Below are 13,511 nucleotides of genomic sequence, written 5' to 3' on the forward strand. Positions count from 1 at the left end.
CGGCAAGTTGGCGCAGCTGGCGGCAGCGCCAGTTGGCCGCCGCTGGCGGCAGCGCCAGTTTGCCGCGGCGGCGGCAGCGTCAGTTGGCCGCCGCTGGCGGCAGCGCCTCGTCGGCGAGGTAGGGCCGCAGCGGCGGCACGGCCACCGGCTCGGGCCCGGTCGCGTCGGCGTACGGGGTGGGCGAGTCGGCGACCGCGAACTGGGTGCGGTAGAGCTCGGCGTAGAGCCCGCCCACGGCGACCAGTTCCTCGTGCCGCCCCCGCTCGACGATCCGCCCGTCGTCGAGCACCAGGATCTGGTCGGCGTCGCGGACGGTCGAGAGCCGGTGCGCGATCACCAGCGCGGTACGCCCGGTCAGCGCCACCGACAGCGCCCGCTGCACGGCAGCCTCGCTCTCCGAGTCGAGGTGCGCCGTGGCCTCGTCGAGGATCACGATCGACGGGGCCTTGAGCAGCAGCCGGGCGATGGCGATGCGCTGCTTCTCCCCGCCGGAGAAGCGGTAGCCGCGCTCGCCGACGAGGGTCTCCAGCCCTTCCGGCAGCGACCGGACCAGGTCGGCGACCTGCGCCCCGGCCAGGGCCGCCCAGATCTCGTCGTCGGTGGCGTCCGGCTTGGCGTAGCGCAGGTTCTCGGCGATGGTCTCGTGGAACAGGTGCGAATCCTGGGTGACCACGCCGATCTCGTCGCGCAGCGAGGCGAGGGTGGCGTCGCGGACGTCGACCCCGCCGACCAGCACCTGCCCGTCGGTGACGTCGTAGATGCGGGAGATCAGCATGGACAGCGTCGACTTGCCGGCGCCGGAGGGGCCGACCAGCGCCACCATCTGCCCCGGCTCGACCGCGAACGAGACGCCCTTGAGCACGGGCTCGTTGATCGTACGGTCGAGGGCGGCGACCTCCTCCAGGCTGGCGAGCGAGATCTCGGCGGCGCTGGGGTAGCGGAACCGGACGTCGCGGAACTCGACCCGGCCGCTGGCCCAGGGCACCGCCACCGCGTCGGGCCGCTCCTCGATCGTCGGCTTCAGGTCGAGCACCTCGAAGACCCGGTCGAAGGAGACCAGCGCGCTCATCACGTCGACCCGGACGTTGGACAGCGCGGTCAGCGGGCCGTAGAGGCGGGTGAGCAGCAGGGCGAGGGTCACCACGGTGCCGGCGCTGACGTTGCCGGTGACCGCCAGCCAGCCGCCGAGCCCGTAGGTGAGCGCCTGGGCCAGCGAGGCGACCAGCAGCATCGCCACGAAGAAGGTCCGCGAGTACATCGCGGACTGGATGCCGATGTCGCGGACCCGCTCGGCCCGCCCGGCGAACCGGCGCGCCTCCACCTCGGGCTGGCCGAAGAGCTTGACCAGCAACGCGCCCGAGACGCCGAACCGCTCGGTCATCGTCGCGTTCATCTTCGCGTCGAGGTTGTAGGACTCGCGGGTGATCTCGGCGAGCCGCTTGCCGACCCGGCGGGCCGGGATGATGAAGACCGGCAGCAGCACCAGGGAGAGCGCGGTGATCTGCCAGGAGAGGGTGAACATCACCGCGGCGGTGAGCACGAGCTGGATGACGTTGCTGACCACCCCGGACAGCGTCGAGGTGAACGCCCGCTGCGCGCCGAGCACGTCGTTGTTGAGCCGGCTGACCAGCGCACCGGTCTGGGTGCGGGTGAAGAACTGCAGCGGCATCCGCTGGACGTGGTCGTAGACCCGGGTGCGCAGGTCGAGGATGATGCCCTCGCCGATGCGGGCCGAGTACCACCGCTGGGCGAGGGAGAGCAGCGCGTCGAACACCGCGAGCCCGGCGATGACGAGGGCCAGCCGGACCACCGCGCTGCCGGCGTCGGCGCCGCCCCGGGTGATCGTGTCGATGACGTCGCCGGCGAGCACCGGGGTGGCGACGCCGATGACGGCGGCCAGCACCACCGTGACCAGGAAGACGACGATGTCGCGGCGGTAGGGCCCGGCGAAGGCCACGATCCTGCGGGCCACCCCGCGCTTGAGTCGGTGGGTGGAGATCTCGTCGCGGTTGCGCATCGACCGGAGCATGCTCCAACCGGTCATGCCGCCGCCCGACATCGAGTGGGACACGTTCACCTCCGGGTCGTCGGGCTGACCGCACCGTCAGGTCAATTCTCCCGACGACTCTGACAACCTCGGCCGTAACCCTGATCTTCCCGAACGGTCCTTACGGCTTACTCTCCCCGCCCGGCGAGGTCACGCAGCCGGCGGGTCTGCGCCTCCCGCTCGGCCCGCTGCTGGTCGACGGCGGACCGAGCGGTCGCGCCGGCCAGCAGGGCCTTGATCTCCACCACCGCGTTGCGGTCGTTGGCCAGCAGCCCGGCGGTCAGGTCACGCACCGCGGCGTCCAGCTCGGCGTTGGGCACCACCAGGGTGGCCAGGCCGATCCGGTCCGCCTCGGCGGCGTCCATCCGCCGGCCGGTCGCGCAGATCTCCAGGGCACGGCTGTAGCCGACCAGGTCGACCAGGCGGCCGGTGCCGGCGAGGTCCGGGACCAGACCGAGTGTCACCTCGGCCATGGAGAGCTTCGCGTCCTCGGCGAGCACGCGCAGGTCGCAGGCGAGCGCCAGCTGGAAGCCGGCGCCGATCGCGTGCCCCTGCACGGCGGCGACGGAGACGACGTCGGGGCGGTGCAGCCAGGTGAAGCCGCCCTGGTATTCCGCGATCCGGTCGGCACACTCCTGCTCGGGCAGGGTGGCCAGCTCGGCGAACGACCCGGGACCGGAGGCACCGGCGACCGACAGGTCGAGGCCGGCGGAGAACGCCCGCCCCTCGCCGCGTACGACCACGACCCGGACGTCGCCGGGGAGGTCCCGCGAGAAGTCGCTCATCGCGCGCCACATCGCCGGGGTCTGCGCGTTGAGCACGTCGGGCCGGCACAACGTGACCGTCGCGACCGGCCCGTCGCATTCCAGCCGGACCCCGGTCGTCTCGGCGGTCACCGAGCGATCCGGGGAGCGGCGCTGATGGACGACGCTGGTGGGCGGGTCACGCCTTCTTGCGGCGTCGGGCGCCGCCACGCTGCCGCAGCTGAACCCCGGACTCGGTGAGCACCCGGTGGATGAACCCGTAGGAACGGCCGGTCGAGGCCGCGAGCGCGCGGATGCTCTCACCCGAGGTGTACCGCTTTACCAGGTCCTTGGCGAGCGTCTGACGCTCGGCTCCGACGATCCGGCGACCCTTCTCAGTGCTGGTGGCTGTGCCAGTGGCTGCCATGCTGTGTCCTCACGTCCCAGACTGTGCGGTTCGGATACGGTCCCACCTATTAGACCGCCTCGAACGATCATGCGCCAGATATCAACTCTTCGCCAACCGACACGCTATGCAATGTCAGCTTCCCGATAGCGTGATGCTCCCGACGCCACCCGGGGCCCGCCCGCCCCTCCGCGCGGGGCGTGACGGGTGACCGCGCCGTACCCTGCTGTCGTGATCGACCTGTGGGGCACCGCGGCTGGCGCCGCCGTGGTGTTCGCCGCCACCAACGTCGACGACATCGTCGTCCTGACCCTGTTCTTCGTCGCCGCCCGCACCACCGGCCGGCCTCGCACCTGGCAGATCGTCGCCGGGCAGTACCTGGGCATCGGCGCGCTCGCGCTGGCCAGCACGGTGGTCGCGGCCGGGCTGCTGGTGGTGCCCGAGCCGTGGACCGGGCTGCTCGGCCTGCTGCCGGTCGCCCTCGGCGTCCGCGCGCTGCTGCGTGACGACGCCGACGACGCCCCGGCCGTGGTCGGCTCGACGCTCGGCGTGGCCGGGGTGACGATCGCCAACGGCGCCGACAACATCGCCGTCTACGTACCGGTGTTCCGGGCACTCGGCCCGGCCGACGGCGCGGTCTTCCTGCTGGTCTTCGTGGTGCTCGTCGCGCTGTGGTGCGCCGCCGGGGCGTGGCTGGGCGGGCACCCCCGGGTGACGCGGCTCGTCGGACGCGCGGGCCACTGGCTCGTCCCGGCGGTCTTCATCGCCATCGGCGTGGTCATCCTGGCCACCTCGGGCGTCCTGCCCCACCTGCTCGGCCTCCTGCGCTGACTGCACGCCCACCCACACCCACCGCAACCCACCCACCCCACCGGGGCCGCCCCACCCAGGGCACCCCAGCTAATTTCCCCGCCTGGTCGCCCCGCCCGGACTCCCTCCTGGTCGCCCCGCCTGGCTCCCTCCTGGTCGATCATGAAGTTGTTGTCGCGACACGCCGGGGCGGAGGGCAACAACTTCATGATCAACGGGCCAGGGCCAGGCCGGGGCCGGGTGGGCCGGGGCCGGGCGGGGTGGGGCCAGGGCCGGGTGGGGTGGGGCGGTCAGGCCAGTTCGACGAGTTCGAGGAGGTCGTCGCTCCAGGCGTCCTCGTCGCCGTCGGGAAGCAGGATGGCGCGGTCGGGCTTCAGCGCCATCACCGCGCCGGGGTCGTGGGTGACCAGCACGATCGCCCCCGGGTAGCGGGCGATGGCGTCGAGCACCTGCTCCCGGCTGACCGGGTCGAGGTTGTTCGTCGGCTCGTCGAGCAGCAGCACGTTCGCCCCGGAGCAGACCAGGGTGGCCAGCGCGAGCCGGGTCTTCTCGCCGCCGGAGAGCACCCCGGCCGGCTTGTCCACGTCGTCGCCGGAGAACAGGAACGCGCCGAGGATCTTGCGCAGGTCGGTGTCGGTCTGCTCGATGGCGGCGCTGCGCATGTGCTCCAGCACGGTACGGTCCACGTCGAGCGTCTCGTGCTCCTGCGCGTAGTAGCCGAGCCGCAGGCCGTGACCAGCGTGCACCTCGCCGGTGTCCGGCTCCAGCAGGCCACCGAGCATCCGCAGCAGGGTGGTCTTGCCGGCGCCGTTGAGCCCCAGGATGGCCACCCGGGAGCCCCGGTCGACCGCCACGTTCACGTCGGTGAAGATCTCCAGCGAGCCGTACGACTTCGACAGGCCCGTCGCGGTGAGCGGGGTCTTGCCGCAGGGGGCCGGGTTCGGGAAGCGCACCTTCGCCACCCGGTCGGAGACGCGTACCTCCTCCAGGCCGGAGATGAGCTTCTCGGCCCGGCGGGCCATGTTCTGTGCGGCGACGGTCTTGGTGGCCTTGGCCCGCATCTTGTCGGCCTGCGCCATCAGCGCGCCGGCCTTCTTCTCGGCGTTGGCCCGCTCCCGGCGGCGGCGCCGCTCGTCGGTCTCGCGGGCCTCCAGGTACGCCTTCCAGCCCAGGTTGTAGACGTCGACCACGGAGCGGGTGGCGTCGAGGAACCACACCTTGTTGACCACCGACTCCAGCAGCGAGCCGTCGTGGGAGATCACGATCAGGCCGCCCTTGTGGTTGGCGAGGAAGCTGCGCAGCCAGGTGATCGAGTCGGCGTCGAGGTGGTTGGTCGGCTCGTCGAGCAGCAGGATGCCGCCGCCGTTCTCGCCCGCGTCGCGGAACAGGATCCGGGCCAGCTCGATGCGGCGGCGCTGACCGCCGGAGAGCGTGCCGATGGTCTGGGCCAGCGCCCGGTCCGGCAGGCCGAGGTTGGCGCAGATCCGGGCGGCCTCGGCCTCGGCCGCGTACCCGCCGAGGGAGGCGAACTGGTCCTCCAGCGCGCCGTAGCGGCGGACCAGCCGGTCGTCGGCGTCGTCGGCGAGCTTGGCCTCGATTTCCTTCATCTGGGCCATCAGCACGTCCAGGCCCCGGGCGGAGAGCACCCGGTCGCGGCCGGTGACCTCCAGGTCGCCGGTGCGGGGGTCCTGCGGGAGGTAACCGATGGCGCTGCGGCGATCGATCTGACCGGCGTACGGCTGGCCCTCGCCGGCGAGCACCTTCAGCGTGGTGGTCTTGCCTGCGCCGTTGCGGCCGACCAGGCCGATCCGGTCACCCGGCTGCACCCGCAGCGTGGTGTCGGACAGCAGGATCCGGGCGCCGGCGCGCAGCTCCAGGCCGGTGGCAGTGATCATGTCGAAGGACTCGCTCTCGGGGTCTGGAAGGGCTGACTCAGGGCACGCGAAAGCGCCGGCGGGCACGAGGCCCGTCGGCGCGGGGCGGTTCAGCCTTCGCAGAGCAGCACGGGCCCAAGTGTACCGGGCGCCGCCGGACCACCCCGCCGGATTACCGATCAAGATCATCGGGTACCGAATCGCCGTCCGGACCCGGTCCGGTACCGCAACCACCAAAACGGATCAAATCGGTGATCGGGGTAGACATGGAGCTGAACGAGAACGCGCGGGTCGACACCAGCCAGGTGGATGACCGGCGAGGATCCGGCGGAGGCGGCGGGCTGGGCGGCATACCCATCCCGATCGGTGGCGGCCGGGGCGGCATCGTCGGCATCGTCATCGCCGTGCTCGTCGCGCTCGTCGGCGGCGGCTTCGGCCTGAACGCGGCCACCAGCGGCGGCGACGAGCCGCAGGGCGACAACTCGTCACTGGAGCAGAAGTGCGCGGCCGAGGACGCGCTCCAGCAGCTCGACTGCCGCAACACGCTCTACGTCAACTCGATCCAGGCGTACTGGCAGAAGGCCCTGCCCGAGGCGTTCGGCGAGCAGTACCGCCCGTCGAAGACGGTGTTCTTCAGCCAGGGCGTCAACACCGCCTGCGGGCAGGCCGACTCCGGCGTCGGCCCGTTCTACTGCCCCGCCGACGACCAGGTCTACATCGACCTCACCTTCTACCAGGTGCTCGCCCAGCAGCTCGGCGCCTCCGGCGAGTTCGCCCAGCCGTACGTGCTCGCCCACGAGTACGGCCACCACGTGCAGGACCTGCTCGGCACGGAGGCCGAGATGCGCCGCCAGCAGCAGCGCGACCCGGACAACGCCAACCAGCTCTCGGTGAAGCTGGAGTTGCAGGCCGACTGCTACGCCGGCGCGTGGGCGAAGAACGCCACCGGCACCGCCGACGCGAGCGGCCAGAAGATCTTCACCAGCATCAGTGAGCAGGACATCCAGCAGGCCGTCGACGCCGCCGAGAAGATCGGCGACGACGCCATCTCGAAGCGGGCCGACCGGCCGGTGAACCCGGACGAGTTCACCCACGGCTCCTCCGCCCAGCGCAAGGAGTGGTTCACCCGGGGCTACGACACCGGCGACCCGAAGTCCTGCGACACCTTCCGCGGCAGCCTCTGAGCACGCAGGACACCGTCCTGACGGACGACGCCACGGGCCCGGTCGGTGACCGGACCCGTGGCGTACGCGTACTGGGCGGCGGTGGTCAGACCCGCTGCCAGAGCGCCGGCACGTTCGGCGGCTCCCAGCCCGGCTGGGCGGTGTGCCCCTGGAGGCAGCGGTAGGAGACGCCCGCGTAGGTCACCGTCGCGCCGGCGGCGTACCCGGTGCCGACCTGCCAGGTCGTGCCGCCGGGCGGGTTGCCCGTCGACGTGGGCGTGGGGGTCGGCCCGGGACCGCCGGCGGTGACCAGGGTCAGCCCGTACGCGGCCAGGATCGCGTTGACCGGCTGGAAGTACATCGTCCCGCCGCTGGTGCAGTTGCCGGAGCCGCCCGAGGTGACTCCCTGCGCCTGGTTGCCGGAGATCCACGAGCCGCCGGAGTCGCCCGGCTCGGCGCAGGCGTTGCTGCGGGTCAGCCCGGTGACGGTGCCCTCCGGGTAGGTCACCGAGGCGTTCTTCTGCTGGATGGTGCCGCAGCGCCAGCCGGTGGTGGAGCCGGACCGGCAGACCGCCGCCCCCACGGCGGCCTCGACGCTGCCCGCCACCGGGACCGTTCCGCCCCGGTAGTCGTTCACCAGTCCGCGCGGGGTGTTCCCGGCGTCCACCTGCACCCAGGCGTAGTCGCGGCCGGGGAAGGTGGAGCCGCGTACGGTGCCGCCCGGCTGGGAGGTACGGGCGCCGGTCCGGCCGCAGTGCCCGGCGGTGACGAAGCCCCCGTCGACGGAGAACCCGACCGAGCAGCGGCTGCTGCCGGTGTAGTAGGCGTTGCCGCCGATCACGTCGGCGTACGGCCTCGGGTTCTCGGTGCTGGCCTGGACCCGCACCGCGCCGGCCGGCACCCCCGCGGCGGCGGCGAAGGCGCGGGCCGCGGGGGTGCCGCCGTCGCGGGCCAGCAGCACGACGGAGTTGCCAGGTAGGTCGGCGTACCAGCCGACGACGGTGGGCGGCGCGGCGGCGGCCCGACGGTTCAGCCGGTCGACCGCGCCGTCGAGGGCGTCCTCGCCGTACGTGACGGGAACGGGGACCGCGCCGAGGGCGCGGACCCGTGCGGCATCGGCGGCGCGGGTGACGCCGACCGCCACGGCGGCTCCCCCGTCGGCGACCCAGGTGCCGCCGTAGCCCGCGCCGAGGTCGGCGGCCAGCACCTGCTGCACCCGGCTGGCGTGCTCGTCCACCTCGAGGCGGGCGCGGGCCTGGGCCGGGGTCAGCCGAAGGTCCCGTTGCAGGGCGGCGAACATCTCGGGCGCGACGCCCTCGGGGCCGGCGCCCGGGGCGGCGGAGGCGGGGGTGGTGTCGGCGCCGGCCTGGGTGGCCAGGGCCATGGTCAGCACCAGAGCGGCAGCACTCAGGGTAGTTGCCGCCACGGTGGCTGGTCGTCGGAGCATGGGGGGTCTCCTCGCGGTCAGAACGATGTGGAGGGTCGAACGAGGCCCGCCTGATCAGGCACGCGAGTGCCGGATGGCGGAATCACGCCGATGCGCTACAGACTGAACAACAAATGTTGTTAACTGTGTTGCCCTCACCGTAGGTTAGACATCCGATGCCGTCAATACAGCCGGCGATCGATCGCCGACCGTCCCTCCACTGCGAACGGAGCCGCCCGTGTCCCCGCCGCGCCCGTACGACCGCCGGACCCGGACCGTCCCCGCACGACCCGCCGCCCCCTCCCCGGCACCGGCCGCCGCGCCCGGCCCGGCGCTGCCCCGGCACGACCTGGCGGTGCCCGCCCCGGACGAGCTGCCCTTCGCCGTCGGCTCCTTCGAGGAGATCGGCCCGCTCTCCCGCGCCGACTTTCCACACCGGCACGCCTTCTACGAGCTGGTGTACGTGACCCACGGGCGGGCCACCCACGTCATCGACCTCGACGCCCACCCCGTCCGACCGCCGCACCTGTTCGTCGTCACGCCCGGCCAGGTGCACCACTGGCAGGACCAGCGCGACCTGCGCGGGCACGTGCTGCTCTGCGCCGCCGAGTTCCTGCTGACCTTCCCGGCCGACCGCGACGCGCTGCGCCGCTCGGCGCACCGCTCCTGGCGCCCGCGCGACGACGCGCAGGCGAGGCGGATCGCCGCCCTGATGCGGTGGGCGACGGCCGAGTACCGCCGGGGTGGGCCCGGGCGGACGAGTACCCTGCGCGCCTACCTGCACCTCCTGCTCACCGAGGTGCGCCGGTCCCGGCCCACGGGCCCGCCGCCCGGCCCGCCGTCCGGGCCGGACACCCGCAACCGGCGCGCCGCCGCGATCGCCCGCCGCTTCGAGGAGCTGCTCGGCGAACCGGACCTCGTCGGCGAGCCTCCCCGCGCGTACGCCCGCCGCATCGGCGTGTCGGTGCGCCACCTCAACGACGCGGTCCCGCTGGCCACCGGCGCCACCCCCGCCCGGCTGATCCGCCGGGCCCGGGTCCTGGAGGCGAAGCGCCTGCTGACCCGCACCGACCTCACCGTGGCCGCGATCGCCGACCGGCTCGGCTTCGCCGACCCCGCCTACTTCTGCCGGTTCTTCCGCCGGGAGGCCGGCGACTCCCCCGGGGCGTTCCGCCGGCACGGCGGAAAACACCACGATCCCGCCGGCTGACACATCGACGCACCCCGACGTCCGTCAATAGCGTCGGGTCGCCGGCCCGAACCGGCCCGGGTGGGCCAGGGACCTACCGGGCCGGCCGGGCCCGACACCCGCCCTTCCAGCAGGAGGAACGCTCATGAACGGTGCAGCCAGCGGCGCACGGGAGCCAGCCGGTGCCCATCCCCACAGCGGCGTGACACGCAAGAGCGTGCTGCGGGCGGCGGCGCTCGCCCTGCCCGCCCCGTTCCTCGTCGCCGGCGCCGCGCGGGCGGTGGGCGCGAGGACCGCCGACCCCGCGTCGGCGCCGCCCCTCACCCCGTACTGCGACGACGGCGACGACCCGACGCCACCGCAGATGGAGGGTCCCTACTTCAAGCCGAACTCGCCGCGCCGCTCGTCGCTCGTCGAGGCCGGTACGGTCGGCACCCGACTCACCGTCACCGGGTACGTCTTCGGGCTGGACTGCCGGCCCCTGCCCGACGTCCTGCTGGACTTCTGGCAGGCCGACGCCAACGGCGGCTACGACAACGTCGGCTACCGGCTACGCGGCCACCAGTTCACCGACGCGTCGGGCGCGTACCGACTCAGCACCATCGTGCCGGGCCTCTATCCCGGGCGGACGCGGCACCTCCACGTCAAGGCGCAGGCACCGAACCGGCCGGCGCTCACCACCCAGCTGTACTTCCCGGGCGAGCCCCGCAACAGCACGGACACGCTCTTCGACCCCGCGCTGCTGATGACGGTACGCACGGTCAACGGCGTCCGGGAGGCGAGTTTCGACTTCGTCCTCAACGTGACCTCGGGCCCCATCCCCACCCCGACCGGCAGCGCCCCCGGCGGCACCTGGGCGGCCGGCACGGCGTACCCGGTCGGGGCCCGGGTCACCTACGGCGGTGCCGGTTACCGCTGTCAGCAGGCGCACACCGCCCAGCCCGGCTGGGAGCCGCCGAACGCGCCGGCGCTCTGGGCCCGGGACTGACGCACGGGCACGCACCGGTCGCCCGCCGGGGCACGGCGGACGGGTGACCGGTGCACGGGCGGGCCGACCCGACGGCCCGGCCGGGGCCCCCGGCGGCGTACCCGTCGCCGGGGGCTCAGGCCGTGGCGCGCGGCACGGCGACCCGCTCACCGAGCTGTTCCACCTGGTGCAGCCCCTCGCGGAGCAGAGCGAGCGCGTCGTCGGGGCGGCCCCACCCCTGCACCAGGTCGGCCAGCAGCAGAACCGCCGCCGCCAACTCCCGGCGCCGCCCGGCCGCCCGGTAGCCGGCGAGCGCCGCCCGCAGGTGCCGCTCGGCACCGGCCCGGTCGCCGGCGTCGTCGCGCAGCAGACCACGCACCCGCTCCGCGCGTGCCGCCACCACCGGGTCGCCGCCCAGGTCGTCGGCGTCGCGCAACAGCGCCCCGGCCCGCCCCGGCTGGCCCAGCGCGTGGTAGACCTCCGCCAGCTCCACCCCCACCTCGCTGGCCAGCGCCGGCTGCCCGGCGTCCGTCAGCATTGCGTGCGCCTCCGCCAGGTCGGCCAGCGCGCCGGCCAGGTCGCCGGCTCCCCGCCGACCCTGTCCCCGGGCCCGGTGACAGCACGCCAGCAGCCACCGCAGGGCGACCTGCCGGGCCGCCTGGCGGGCCTGCTCGGCGGCGACGGCGGCCTCCGCCGTCCGCCCCGACGCGAGCAGCGAGGCCGCGACGCCCAGGTGCAGGCCGGCGACCCGGGCCGGGGCGGGAAGCACCGCCAGGGCAAGGGCCTGGGTGGCGGCCTCCGCCGCCGCCCCCTCGTCGCCGAGGGCGACGTGGCAGCGCACCAGCTCGGCGTGCAGGACCAGCAGGACCGACGGGTCCGGGTACCCGTCGCGCACCAGCGCGTCGCGGGCCTCGGTCAGCAGGTATCGGGCGTAGCGCGGGTCACCGTCGTGGTGCGCCAGCCCGGCGCGGCCGACCGCCACCTCGGCCCGCACGTGCGGCGCCGCCCCCGCCAGGAGGGCCTCCGCCCGGTCGAGCTGGACCGAGGCGGTACGGGGTTCGTCGCAGCGCAGCGCCACACCCGCCAGGCCGAGCCGGGCCCGGGCCTCCAGCACCGGCTCCGCCAGGTCGGCGGCGGCGTCGGCCACCTCGCGGCAGACGGCGGCCGTCTCGTCGACGCCGCCGGCCAGGTCGGCCTCGGCCAGGCGCAGGCCCAGGCGCACCACCTCGGCCGGCGAGCGGCCCGTGGTCAGGTCCGAGGGCGTGACGCCGAGCCGCTCGGCGAAGTGGGCGACGGCGTCGGCCGAGGGCACCCGGCGACCGCTCTCCACGGCGGAGACGAAGGCCGCGGTGTAGCGGGGCTCGGCCAGGGCGCGCTGCGTCAGCCCCCGTTGCGCGCGCAGCCGCTGCACCCGCGCGCCCAGCCCGCTCGCCACCGCGCCCGTCCCGTCCGGCTCCGGCCGGCTCATGACAGCCGCTCCGCCGCACGCAGGCCGCGGCGCAGCACCGCCGCCGCCTCGTCCCGCTCCGCCCGCGCCAGCAGCAGCTCCGCCAGGTGACGGCAGGTGATCACCACGTCGCCCATCAGGCCGGCCCGCTCGTACCGGTCGACCGCCCGCAGCAGCAGCCGCCGTGCCTGCTCGCCGTCGCCCTGGGCGGCCCGCACCAGCCCGCGTACCCGGTCGGCCTCGGCCATGATCTCGCGGTGGTCGCTGGCGGTCGCCGCCCCGGCCGCCTCCTCGGCCAGCTCGGCCGCCTCGGCCAGCGCGCCCTCGCGCCGGCGCGCCTCGGCCAGCTCCAGCGTCGCACCGGCGTGGTCGAGCACCGCCCCGACGTCGCCCAACGTCTCCCGGGCGCGCCGCAGCTGCGTACCCGCCTCCCCCGGCCGCCCGGCCCGCAGCAGCACGTAGCCACGGGCCCAGTGACACAGGCCGATCTCCCGGGTGAGCCCCAGCTCGGTGTAGCGGCGGACGGCCTCCCGCAGGTGCCGGTCCGCCTCGTCCAGCTCGCCGTCGCGCCGCAACTGCCCGGCGACGGCGTGGAACTGCGCCACCCACTCCCGGTTGGTCACCCGGGTGAGCAGGGGCGTCACCTCCCGCTCCAACCGCCGGGCCCGCTCCCGCCAGCTCAGCTCCAGGAACGTGTACATCAACGCGTTGGTCAACCGCAGCTCGGCGTCGGCGTCCACCGGCGGCGTCGTCCGCAGGGCTCGCAGGCCGCCCTCCAGGATCGCCACCGCCCGCGGCGCGTCCCCGGCGACGAGCAGGCAGTACGCCTGCCGGGCCAGCACCGCCGCGCGCAGCGCCGGGCAGTCGTCGGGCAGGTCCCCGGCCAGCTCGTCGTACCGGGCAGCCGCGTCCTCGGTGCGCCCCCGGTGCAGTTGGGCCTCCGCCAGCTGGTATCCGGCCCAACCGGCCAGCTCGGGCAGCCGGTAGCGCTCCGCGCGGCGACGTATCCCGGTCAACGCCCGTTCGGCGGCGTCCAACCGCCCGGCGGAGAGGTCCCGGCGGGCCGCCGCCAACTCGGCGGCGAGCTGGGCGGCGGCGTTCGCCGGCCGGCCGTGGCGCAGGTCGTCCACCGCCAGCCCGAGGCGGTCGGCGAAGTGGGCCAGCGCATCGGGACCGGGCATCCGGGCACCCGCCTCCACGGCGCCCAGGTAGGCGCGGGTGTAACGGGAGCCGACGACCTGCTGCTGGGTCAGGCCACGGGCCAGGCGCAGCCGTCGGATCCGGTCACCCAGGCTCTCCCCGACCGCGTCGTCGTGGGGGTCGACGACCCCGACCGCGTCGTCGTGGGCATCGACGACCCTGACCACGGCGACGTCGGCCGCCGCCGTCTCCGCCATCCTGGCTCCCTCCCCGACCGTCGCGCCCAGCCTAGTGCGCCG

Annotated in this window: 11 protein-coding genes; 4 read left to right on the forward strand and 7 right to left on the reverse strand. The window is 74.4% G+C overall.

Annotation, left to right across the window (positions count from 1 at the left end; all coding sequences use genetic code 11):
* Positions 1 to 79 precede the first annotated feature (79 nt).
* From EV374_RS28845 to EV374_RS28855, 3 genes are all read right to left on the reverse strand, one after another.
* A complete protein-coding gene (locus EV374_RS28845) occupies positions 80 to 2,059 on the reverse strand; it encodes an ABC transporter ATP-binding protein (RefSeq protein WP_132240373.1) in 1,980 nt (659 codons plus the stop codon).
* Positions 2,060 to 2,175: 116 nt separating this feature from the next.
* Complete coding sequence (locus tag EV374_RS28850) at positions 2,176 to 2,943, reverse strand: enoyl-CoA hydratase/isomerase family protein (RefSeq protein WP_132240309.1); 768 nt, start codon at positions 2,941 to 2,943, stop codon at positions 2,176 to 2,178.
* Positions 2,944 to 2,989: 46 nt separating this feature from the next.
* Complete coding sequence (locus EV374_RS28855) at positions 2,990 to 3,217, reverse strand: helix-turn-helix domain-containing protein (protein WP_007462679.1); 228 nt, start codon at positions 3,215 to 3,217, stop codon at positions 2,990 to 2,992.
* A 210-nt stretch (positions 3,218 to 3,427) separates the two neighbouring features.
* Here EV374_RS28855 and EV374_RS28860 point away from each other — a divergent pair, with 210 nt between their 5' ends.
* Entirely contained in the window at positions 3,428 to 4,027 is a 600-nt protein-coding gene (locus tag EV374_RS28860) for a cadmium resistance transporter (RefSeq protein WP_207914641.1), read from the forward strand.
* 269 nt (positions 4,028 to 4,296) lie between these two features.
* Here EV374_RS28860 and EV374_RS28865 read toward each other — a convergent pair whose 3' ends face one another.
* Complete coding sequence (locus tag EV374_RS28865; protein WP_132240310.1) at positions 4,297 to 5,901, reverse strand: ABC-F family ATP-binding cassette domain-containing protein; 1,605 nt, start codon at positions 5,899 to 5,901, stop codon at positions 4,297 to 4,299.
* A 245-nt stretch (positions 5,902 to 6,146) separates the two neighbouring features.
* On the opposite strand from EV374_RS28865, the gene ypfJ reads away from it, so the two are divergent.
* Entirely contained in the window at positions 6,147 to 7,064 is a 918-nt protein-coding gene (gene ypfJ, locus EV374_RS28870) for a KPN_02809 family neutral zinc metallopeptidase (protein ID WP_132240375.1), read from the forward strand.
* Between the two features lie 85 nt (positions 7,065 to 7,149).
* Here ypfJ and EV374_RS28875 read toward each other — a convergent pair whose 3' ends face one another.
* A complete protein-coding gene (locus tag EV374_RS28875; RefSeq protein ID WP_132240311.1) occupies positions 7,150 to 8,490 on the reverse strand; it encodes a carbohydrate-binding protein in 1,341 nt (446 codons plus the stop codon).
* 217 nt (positions 8,491 to 8,707) lie between these two features.
* On the opposite strand from EV374_RS28875, the gene EV374_RS28880 reads away from it, so the two are divergent.
* Positions 8,708 to 9,679: a helix-turn-helix domain-containing protein gene (locus EV374_RS28880; RefSeq protein ID WP_207914643.1), complete on the forward strand. Its 972-nt coding sequence runs from the start codon at positions 8,708 to 8,710 to the stop codon at positions 9,677 to 9,679.
* A 181-nt stretch (positions 9,680 to 9,860) separates the two neighbouring features.
* On the forward strand, positions 9,861 to 10,646 hold the full coding sequence (locus EV374_RS28885; RefSeq protein ID WP_421451734.1) for a dioxygenase family protein: 786 nt from the start codon (positions 9,861 to 9,863) through the stop codon (positions 10,644 to 10,646).
* A gap of 115 nt (positions 10,647 to 10,761) precedes the next feature.
* Here the strand turns inward: EV374_RS28885 and EV374_RS32805 are convergent, their stop codons facing one another.
* Entirely contained in the window at positions 10,762 to 12,093 is a 1,332-nt protein-coding gene (locus tag EV374_RS32805; protein ID WP_165947936.1) for a helix-turn-helix domain-containing protein, read from the reverse strand.
* Positions 12,090 to 13,469 (reverse strand): helix-turn-helix domain-containing protein, encoded by a 1,380-nt coding sequence (locus EV374_RS28900; RefSeq protein WP_132240313.1) that lies wholly within the window; start codon positions 13,467 to 13,469, stop codon positions 12,090 to 12,092. Before EV374_RS28900 ends, EV374_RS32805 begins: the two co-directional genes overlap by 4 nt.
* Positions 13,470 to 13,511: the final 42 nt, after the last annotated feature.

The organism is Micromonospora sp. CNZ303 (genome assembly GCF_004345505.1).

What these genes read in the sequence shown, in the direction of transcription:
- EV374_RS28845 (WP_132240373.1), bottom strand. Translation starts at nt 2,059, where the DNA reads ATGTCGGGCGGCGGCATGACCGGTTGGAGCATGCTCCGGTCGATGCGC.
- EV374_RS28855 (WP_007462679.1), bottom strand. Translation starts at nt 3,217, where the DNA reads ATGGCAGCCACTGGCACAGCCACCAGCACTGAGAAGGGTCGCCGGATC.
- EV374_RS28865 (WP_132240310.1), bottom strand. Translation starts at nt 5,901, where the DNA reads ATGATCACTGCCACCGGCCTGGAGCTGCGCGCCGGCGCCCGGATCCTG.
- ypfJ (WP_132240375.1), top strand. Translation starts at nt 6,147, where the DNA reads ATGGAGCTGAACGAGAACGCGCGGGTCGACACCAGCCAGGTGGATGAC.
- EV374_RS28875 (WP_132240311.1), bottom strand. Translation starts at nt 8,490, where the DNA reads ATGCTCCGACGACCAGCCACCGTGGCGGCAACTACCCTGAGTGCTGCC.
- EV374_RS32805 (WP_165947936.1), bottom strand. Translation starts at nt 12,093, where the DNA reads ATGAGCCGGCCGGAGCCGGACGGGACGGGCGCGGTGGCGAGCGGGCTG.
- EV374_RS28900 (WP_132240313.1), bottom strand. Translation starts at nt 13,469, where the DNA reads ATGGCGGAGACGGCGGCGGCCGACGTCGCCGTGGTCAGGGTCGTCGAT.